Genomic DNA, 8,099 nt, shown 5'->3' with positions numbered 1-8,099 from the left:
GCGGGAACGGGCCTTGCGGCCCGGGAAGCCTGATTCCCTCCGCGGGCCGGCCTTTCGCGGAGTCCCACGGAGGAGTTGCCCATGCTGATCCCGCGCCGACCGTCGTTCCTCCTCGCTGGCCTCCTGTCCCTTGCGGCGGCGCTCGCGCCGGGAGCTCCGGCAGTGGCTCAGGCTCCGAACCCGCCCACCGTCCAGATGCCCGAGCCCGGGGTGCCGGAGGTCATCACCCTGAAGGGCAAGTTCCTCCGCGTCGCCTACAACGACGAGGACTTCGTCGTGCTCGGGTTCATGTCCGCCAACCGCGCGATCGGCGGCGAGTGGATGCTGCTCGAGGTCGGAATGACGCAGCTCGGCAAAACCCCCGCCTACTCCCTCACGCGCGACGCGATCTCGCTCGAGACGCCGGACGGCAAGACCCTCCCCATGGCGGCGGTGAATGATCAACGGGCCGCCGGCGCCGAGGCTCTGCAGTGGCGCGCCACCCGCGAGAACCCTTCGATCCTGTACTTTCCGACGTTCGCGAGCGAGCTCTGCCGCATCGCTTTCTTCGCCAACGTGGACTCCCCCGCGATGGTCTTCGACCAGGTCGAGCTCACCATCCGCCGCGGCTGCATCGGCCGGATCTACTTCCACCTGCCGGGCGGCATCGCGCTCGGGCAGCATTGGCTCAACGTAAAGTTCGCCGCGAGCGTCGTGCGGGTACCGTTCACGATCCTGACCCCGGCAGAAGAGCAGTATCTGCAGGAGAACCTCAAGGAGATCAAGAAGCAGGTCGCGGAGGCGTTCCCGGCGAAGAGCTGAAGGCCGTCCCCCTGGACACCTGCCGCCCCTGTATGTACAGTATTACGTACAGTCCGGGAGCCCAGATATGGATGCCATCACCTACACCACTGTTCGTGCCAACCTCGCCAGCGCGATGGACCGCGTCTGCGACGACCACGAGCCCCTGATCATCACGCGCAACGGCGAGCGCTCCGTCGTCATGCTCTCGCTGGAAGATTTCAAGGCGCTCGAGGAGACTGCCTACCTCCTGCGCACGCCCGCCAACGCCAGGCGACTCCTCGCCGCCGTCGCCCAACTGGAATCCGGCAAAGGTGTCGAGCGGAAACTGGGCGATTGAAACTGATCTTCGCCGACGCCGCTTGGGAGGACTACCTCTACTGGCAGAAGCAGGACAAGCGGATGGTGGAGCGAATCAACAAGCTGATCCGGGAGACGCAGCGCGAGCCTTTCGCCGGGAACGGAAAGCCCGAGCCTCTGAAGCATGCGCTCGCCGGGTACTGGTCGCGCCGGATCACCGAGGAGCACCGAATGGTCTATCGGGTGGAGGGCGACGCGCTCCTGCTCGCCCAGCTGCGCTTCCACTATTGAGCCGCGCGTCGAGGAAGCCTTCGACAAGCACCGGTGACAGTTACCGATTTCCGGATCTCCAGCGGTTTCCCGGGTTCTGCGGCCGGAATCGGTAAACTGGCGCCGGCTTCCCGCTTTCTAATGGAGATCCGCATGCACCCCTCCGCAGTTCGCCTCACCCCCTACGCCCTGCTGACCCTCCTGCTACCCCTCGGACTCGCGGGCGGTGCTGCCGTCTCCGCGGGAGCCGCGACAGCTTCCGCCGCACCGCCGCAGACGCTGCGGGTCGACTATTTCCACACCGGCAACGCCCGCGAGGAGCGCTTCGCGCTCGAGCGGGCGGTCGTCGAGCCGCTGCCGTGGCCGGGCGACCTTGCGAAGACGATCGATGACACGAATCTCGGCAAGTACCGCTTCGAGGTCATCGACCGCAGCTCGCATCGCGTCCTCTACTCGCGCGGCTTCGCGTCGATCTACGGCGAGTGGGAGACGACCGGCGAGGCTTCGGAGATCGACCGCACCTTCTCCGAGTCGCTGCGCTTCCCGCGGCCGGCGGGCCCGGTGCAGATCGTCCTCAAGAAGCGCGACAAGGCGAACGACTTCCGCGAGATCTGGTCGCTGGTGGTCGATCCCGCCGACATGCTCGTCGACGCTTCGCGCCCGCCGTCGGCCGGCGAGCTGATTGCGCTGCAGCGCTCTGGCGACCCGGCCGAGAAGCTCGACTTCCTGATCCTGGGCGACGGCTACACCGCCGCCGAGCGCGGGAAGTGCGAGGCAGACGCCCGCCGCCTGATGGCGATCCTCTTCGCGGTCGAGCCGTTCCAGAGCCGGCGCAGTGAGCTGAACGTCTGGGGCCTCTGCCCGGCCGCCGCCGAGTCCGGCATCTCGCGCCCCTCGCTCGGCATCCACCGCCGCCCGCCGGCCGGCTCGACCTATGACGCCTTCCGCTCGGAGCGCTACATCCTGACGTTCGACAACCGCGCCTTCCGCGACCTGGCGTCCCAGGCGCCGTATGAGGTCGTCGAGATCCTCGCCAACGGCAACACCTACGGCGGCGGCGGAATCTTCGGCCAGTTCAGCACGGTGGCCGCCGACTCGCTCTGGGCGCCGTACGTTTTCGTCCACGAGTTCGGCCATCATCTCGCCGCGCTCGCCGACGAGTACTACACCTCGGATGTCGCCTACGCCCCGGCCGCCGACCGCATCGAGCCGTGGGAGACGAACGTCACCGCCCTCCTCGACCCGACGAATCTCAAGTGGAAGCACCTGGTCGAGCCCGGCACCCCGTTGCCAACGCCGTGGGAGAAGGAAGGCTTCGAAGCCCGCGCGCGCGAAATCCAGACCGAACGCCGGAAGATCCGCGCCGAGAATCGCCCCGAGTCCGAGATGGACGCCCTCTTCACGCGACAACGCGACGAAGAAGAGAAGCGCCTCGGCGCCGAAGCCCACGCCCACAAAGTCGGCGCCTTCGAAGGCGCCAACTACGAAGCCAAGGGCTACTACCGCCCGGCGGCGGATTGCATCATGTTCACCCGCGACCGCGTCCCCTTCTGCCCCGTCTGCCGCCACGGGATCGACCGGGTGATCGATCTGTACGCGAAGCGGAAGTAGGGCAAAGCTCCGGATGGGCTTCCCGTCGGGGACCTTCGAACCCAAGGCCTAAGGGGCCGCGGTCACCTCTGGACTGATCGCGCAATCGCTGGTCACGACCTGGAGGGCGAGCGCCTTCGCGTTCGCAGGAAAGGGAACGGCGGCCTCGGTGAAGGTCCCACTATCGTCCGGGAGCTGAACCTCCGCGAGCGGCGTCGCGTTCTTCATCAGGAGATCCAGGCGCTCGCATTCGGTGACCCGCGTCACTCCCTGTTCGAGGTCGGTCGTCCCAAAAATGCGGAAACTCTGCCCGGGGCGCAGCTTGTCCACCACGACGGTGACTTCGCCTCGCGAGACCCGCAATACCTCCAGCGCGATGGGAGGCTTCCGGATCTCCACCGAGGCGATCGCCTGGACACCTTCGACGGTCACGACGATTGTGGCGATGCCGGGCTGAAGAAAGAGTACGTCGCCGGAGGGCGACACAGAGGCCACTGCCGGATCGGAGCTCTTGAACTGGACCCGAGTGGCTTCGAGCTCTCGATCGCCGACGCCGGGGTACGACCCGAAGACTCTCAGCTTTCGTCCAGGGATCGCTGGCGAGCTGGTGATTCTCGCCGGCTCGACTCTGAGAGACGTCGGCGAAGCTCGAGGAGCCGCGCCGCCGGTTTCACCTGACGGACCTCGCGAGCAAGAAAGCAGAAGGCCCGCGGCCAGGACCGCGAACCCCGCAAGGGCAGGTCCCCGGAGAAGCAAGAAGCCGAGCCGACGATTCACAAGCCAAACCTTCGCCATGAGTCCTCCTCGGGAATGGGACCGAGTATATGGACTGCGGGCAGAGCAAGCGTTCAGCGATCGCTTTCTTTCAGAGTCCCCGCGGCGTAGCGGTGGATGACGCTCGCGATGAGAGTCTGGTACGGCAGGCCTTCGAGGAGCGCGCGCTTCTTGATCGCATCGAGGTCGCGCGAGGAGAGGCGCAGGTTGACGCGCCGGTCTTTGCGCAGGGTGCCCGCCGCGGCGCGCTCGTAACGCGCCCGCTCGCGAGCCTTGAGTCCGGTCGAGCGCCACTCGCCCTTCTCGATCGACTCGAGCAGATCCCGCTCCTCGGAATCGGGCTTTTTCATGGCTTCTCCCCCTCACTTCGCAGGTAGTCGCGGGTCGCCTTCCGGCTCGGGATGATGGTCTTCAGAAAGAGCTCGGTCTCCGATTCGACGAACGGCACCAGATAGACGTAGTCGACCACTCTGACGACGAAGATCCTCTGCTGGGCGAAACGCTCCGGGTGGGGATGCTCGAGGACATCGAGCAGGTCGCCGCGCTCGATGTGGAACAGAATCTCCTCGAAGGTGATCCCGCGCTCCTTCTTCAGCTGGAGGTTCTTCTCGGTACCCCATCCGAAGCCCTTCGCCACTTGGGAAGCCTACCATGCTGTGTGCCGAATAGGCACACGTATCGAGTTGCCCAGGATGCCCTGCGAGGTGGTGCCGCATTGCGCGCTGCCGCGCGTCTCCTGCAGTGTGAGGTGCCACTCATTGAAGGCTCCCGGGTCAAGGGGCGAGGTTTCTCCAGTGCGAAGTGCCAGGCGATTTCCCGAATCCCCATGCCCCCTCTGCCGCTTTCAGCCGAGGAACTGGGTGTCTGTCCCCCTTTTCTCGACGGAACCCTTCCACCGCCAGAGCAGCACGATCAGGAGGAGACTCAACATCGGACTGAAGATGCTGGCCTCCGGCCCGAAGGCGCCGCCGGTGAGCCAGTCGGCTTGGCCCTGGAAGGTGGGCTGCCACCAGCCGGCATGCTCGTAGCCACTCACGCCGAATCCCAGGACGTGGCCCTGGGTCCAGTTCCAGCCCAGATGCAGGCCCACGGGCAGGGCCAGACTGCAGGTGCGCAGGTAGGCGAGGCCCAGCAGCACCGCGCCCAGGAACAGATCCAGCGAGGCCACGAGTCGGGTGCCGCCCTGCATGCCCGGACTGCCCCAATGCCCCAGCGCGAAGAGCGATGCCAGAGCGATCTGCGCTGCCCGCGCACCGACACCGTCCACCAGGCGCTGAAACAGGAAGCCCCGGAAGAGGTTCTCTTCCATCAGGGCCACGCACAGGAACACATAGAGCCCGCAGAGCAGCGTGCCGGCACTGCGCGCCGGGTCCAGCGCGAAGCGCACACCGCCGATGGCCCAGATCGCGCCCACAACCGCGAACACCGTGCCCGTGCCCACCAGCAGCCCCAGGGCGATCTCCCTCCACCACTGCGCATTCAGAAGGAAACCTACACTCGACAGCGGCTCGCCGCGCAGCCGCGTGCAGCCCCAGGTCGCCAGCAGCGTGAGCAGGAATGGCACGGGCTCGAGCCCCAGCTCGCCCAGCCCAAGGCCCCGAAGGCTCTGGGTCATGGGTTTGTAAGCCAAACGCGTGAGGGCGATGAAGCCGAGGAACACGACGATCCACCAACCGTTGCGCAGGCGCCGGTCGGCATCGAAGAACACGGATCTCAGGTTGGGCTTCAAGGTCTCGCCGTCTTTCTTGCGCCGCACCCCTCGCGATGGTCCCGATGCAAGTGGGTCGAGGGCGTACCGCAGCGCATGTCTACTGTCCCAACGGCGATACGGTCGGATTCTTACGCGCGCGATGCGCAGGGAACGGCGTTCAGCCGACGCCTTCGCCTGTCGTCCGAGGCTCCGGGCGCGCTACCGCTTCCGCGGTGCAGGCCCTGGCCAGCGCAGTCCAGTAGGAGGTGCCAGCCGCTTTTCTCCTCCTCCAGGCTGCGTCCTCCGCCTTCACCCGGAGCCTCGAGGCGGCCCCTCACCAGGGCAGGGCGCAACGGGAGTGCGCCGCCGATGCAACCCTTTCTCTCTTCCCTGCGTCTCAGTCAGCAGGTGGCGTGATCCCACGTCTGCCGCCGCCTGCCGATGCCTGTCGATGCCTGTCGATGCCTGGAGGGAGCGCTTGCTGGATTCAGACACTCTGCTCGAACGCTGTCGCCAGGGCGACGACCTCGCCTGGGAGGCGCTCGTCCGGCAGTATCAGGGGCGGGTCTTCGGCGTGGCGCTGCACTTCCTGCGCGACCGCGAGGAGGCCCGGGACGCCGCCCAGGAGATCTTCCTTCGCGTTTATACCCGACTCGACGGCCTCCTCGAAGGCCAGGCCTTTCTCCCCTGGCTGCTGCGCCTGGCGCGCAACTGCTGCATCGACCGCCTGCGCCGCCGCGAGGTCCGCACTCCCGCCTTCGCCGTGGCGCTCGAAGACGCGCACGAGATCTCCTCGCCGGACCCGTCGCCGGAGGAGTCCGTCCTGCAGGGCGCCCGGGAGGTCCTGCTCTATCGCGCTCTCGGCGAGCTGAGCGAGAAGAACCGCGAGATGATCCTCCTCAAGGACACCCAGGAGTTGAAGCTCGAGGAGATCGCCGAGCTCCTCTCTCTGCCGTTGGGCACCGTCAAGTCCCGCGCCCACCGCGCGCGCATCGAGCTCGCCCTGGCGATCCGGACGCTCGACCCGTCGTACGGGAGTGCGACATGAGCTGCCACGATCTCGAGCTCCATCTCGAGGGACTGCTGGCGGGAACTCTCCCCGCCGCCGAAGCGCGCCGCTGCGCGGAGCATCTCGCGGGCTGCGCGCTCTGCCGGGATCTCCTCGAGCTCGCTCGCCTGGGTGATGCCGCGGCGGCCGCTACCGCCGCGCCGGCGCCCGATCTCGCGCCCGCAGTGCTCGCGCAAAGCGGTATCCAGGGGGAGTCCGGCGCCGGCCGCGCCTGCGGGCGTGCGCACGAGCTCCTCGCAGCCGAGATCGACGAGCCTCTGGCGGAGATCGATCGCGACCTCCTGCACGGCCATCTCGCGGCCTGCGGCGACTGTCGAGCGCTCCACGCAGTTCTTCTCGAGCTCGCGCGTGACCTGCCGCGTCTCGCCGAGGTGCGGCCGGACCCCGCATTCGTCGCGGAGGTGCTGCGCCGCACGCTCCCCTTCGAGGTGCAGATCCGCCGCTGGTGGGACGCTCTCTGGCCGCAGCTCTGGCACCGGCCGCGCTTCGCTTCGGAGGTCGCCTATGTCGGCGTCGTCGCGCTGGCGCTGGTCTTCGCCACCCCCGGTTCGCCGCTCGCGGCCGTACCGTCCGGGGCGTTGGCGATCGCGCAGGAGCCCCCCCTGCCGCGCCTCGCTCTCCCCGAAGTCGCGCTCGCGCCGCGGCTCGCGGCGGCGAAGCGGGCGCTGCGTGCGTCGCCCGCCGCCGAGGTCGCAGCCGACTGGAGCACGCAGCTGCGCGCGACGGCGGACGATGCCGGGAAGCTGATGATCGAAGTCCGCACCCACGTGGGAACCTTTTGGGACGACACTGCGTCCCTGCTGGAGACGAGGGACGATGCGCCCTCCTCCGCACCCGAGACCACCGAGACCTTCAAGGAGAAGTGATGAGCGAGATGACCGAGACCCTTCCGCCGCAGACCGCTGCACCCCGGCCGCCCGCGGCTTCCCCTGCCGCCCCGGTATCTGTTCCCTCGGCGGCTGCGCCGCCGGCGTCGCAATACCTCTCGATCCTCGATTCGCGCCGCAAGTCGCCGGGACTCGCCTGCTTCCTCTCCCTCATGCCCGGCCTCGGCCAGGTCTATGTCGGGTACTACCAGCGCGGCTTCGTCCACGCCGCCGTGGTCGCGGGTCTGATGACCGTCCTCTCCTCCGAAGTGGGGGAGCTGACGCCGATGACGGCGATGTTCATGGTCTTCTTCTGGCTCTACAACATCATCGACGCCGGCCGCCGCGCGGCGCTCTACAACGAAGTCCTCGCCGGCCGCACGGGCATCCAGCTGCCGACCGACCTGATGCTCCCCGGCCTCGGCGGCTCGATGCTCGGCGGCACCGTGGTCGCCCTGGTGGGCGCCCTCCTCCTCGCCCACACCGCCTTCGGCATGTCGCTCTCGTGGCTCAAGGAGTGGTGGCCCGTCGCCGTCATCCTCTTCGGCGCCTACCTCTTCATCAAAGCCAGGATGGATCGCCCCGAGACCCCGGAGACCGCGGATCTAGCGTAGGGGGAGTCCAAAACCCGAATCAGACAGAACGCCGGGTGACCCGTGAACGGGTCCCCGGCGTTTTCGCGTTCCGAGGCCGCGGAACCAGCCGATCCGGCCTGCGTGGCAGGACAAGAGCGAAAAGGGGGAAAAGCTCCCATTCCCCA

General features: G+C 67.6%; 11 protein-coding genes. 7 read left to right on the top strand and 4 right to left on the bottom strand.

The window, feature by feature from the left end:
* Positions 1-81 precede the first annotated feature (81 nt).
* The 4 genes from KBI44_16020 (at position 82) to KBI44_16005 (ending at position 2,961) form a co-directional block, all read left to right on the top strand.
* Positions 82-801 carry a hypothetical protein gene (locus KBI44_16020; GenBank protein ID MBP9145986.1) on the top strand — a complete coding sequence of 240 codons (720 nt, stop codon included), beginning with the start codon at positions 82-84 and terminating at the stop codon, positions 799-801.
* A 67-nt stretch (positions 802-868) separates the two neighbouring features.
* Positions 869-1,120: a type II toxin-antitoxin system prevent-host-death family antitoxin gene (locus KBI44_16015; GenBank protein MBP9145985.1), complete on the top strand. Its 252-nt coding sequence runs from the start codon at positions 869-871 to the stop codon at positions 1,118-1,120.
* The gene (locus tag KBI44_16010; GenBank protein MBP9145984.1) at positions 1,117-1,371 is read left to right on the top strand and encodes a Txe/YoeB family addiction module toxin; all 255 of its coding nucleotides are present in this window, start codon (positions 1,117-1,119) and stop codon (positions 1,369-1,371) included. The genes KBI44_16015 and KBI44_16010 overlap by 4 nt, the downstream gene beginning before the upstream one ends.
* Before the next feature lie 132 nt (positions 1,372-1,503).
* A complete protein-coding gene (locus KBI44_16005; protein MBP9145983.1) occupies positions 1,504-2,961 on the top strand; it encodes an IgA Peptidase M64 in 1,458 nt (485 codons plus the stop codon).
* Between the two features lie 48 nt (positions 2,962-3,009).
* Here the strand turns inward: KBI44_16005 and KBI44_16000 are convergent, their stop codons facing one another.
* The 4 genes from KBI44_16000 to KBI44_15985 form a co-directional block, all read right to left on the bottom strand.
* Positions 3,010-3,435 carry a hypothetical protein gene (locus KBI44_16000; protein MBP9145982.1) on the bottom strand — a complete coding sequence of 142 codons (426 nt, stop codon included), beginning with the start codon at positions 3,433-3,435 and terminating at the stop codon, positions 3,010-3,012.
* Positions 3,436-3,788: 353 nt separating this feature from the next.
* Entirely contained in the window at positions 3,789-4,064 is a 276-nt protein-coding gene (locus tag KBI44_15995) for an antitoxin (protein ID MBP9145981.1), read from the bottom strand.
* The gene (locus tag KBI44_15990; GenBank protein MBP9145980.1) at positions 4,061-4,351 is read right to left on the bottom strand and encodes a toxin; all 291 of its coding nucleotides are present in this window, start codon (positions 4,349-4,351) and stop codon (positions 4,061-4,063) included. Before KBI44_15990 ends, KBI44_15995 begins: the two co-directional genes overlap by 4 nt.
* 207 nt (positions 4,352-4,558) lie before the next feature.
* The gene (locus KBI44_15985; GenBank protein MBP9145979.1) at positions 4,559-5,443 is read right to left on the bottom strand and encodes a CPBP family intramembrane metalloprotease; all 885 of its coding nucleotides are present in this window, start codon (positions 5,441-5,443) and stop codon (positions 4,559-4,561) included.
* A 439-nt stretch (positions 5,444-5,882) separates the two neighbouring features.
* Here KBI44_15985 and KBI44_15980 point away from each other — a divergent pair, with 439 nt between their 5' ends.
* The 3 genes from KBI44_15980 to KBI44_15970 are packed head-to-tail and all read left to right on the top strand — an operon-like array spanning position 5,883 to position 7,953.
* On the top strand, positions 5,883-6,452 hold the full coding sequence (locus tag KBI44_15980; protein MBP9145978.1) for a sigma-70 family RNA polymerase sigma factor: 570 nt from the start codon (positions 5,883-5,885) through the stop codon (positions 6,450-6,452).
* On the top strand, positions 6,449-7,339 hold the full coding sequence (locus KBI44_15975; GenBank protein ID MBP9145977.1) for a zf-HC2 domain-containing protein: 891 nt from the start codon (positions 6,449-6,451) through the stop codon (positions 7,337-7,339). Before KBI44_15980 ends, KBI44_15975 begins: the two co-directional genes overlap by 4 nt.
* A complete protein-coding gene (locus KBI44_15970) occupies positions 7,339-7,953 on the top strand; it encodes a hypothetical protein (protein MBP9145976.1) in 615 nt (204 codons plus the stop codon). The genes KBI44_15975 and KBI44_15970 overlap by 1 nt, the downstream gene beginning before the upstream one ends.
* Positions 7,954-8,099: the final 146 nt, after the last annotated feature.

The sequence above is a fragment of the Thermoanaerobaculia bacterium genome (assembly GCA_018057705.1).
In the GTDB taxonomy this organism is placed as follows: Bacteria; Acidobacteriota; Thermoanaerobaculia; order Multivoradales; family JAGPDF01; genus JAGPDF01.
Note: the sequence above shows the minus strand (reverse complement) of the source record. Positions and strands in the feature narration are given on the sequence as shown.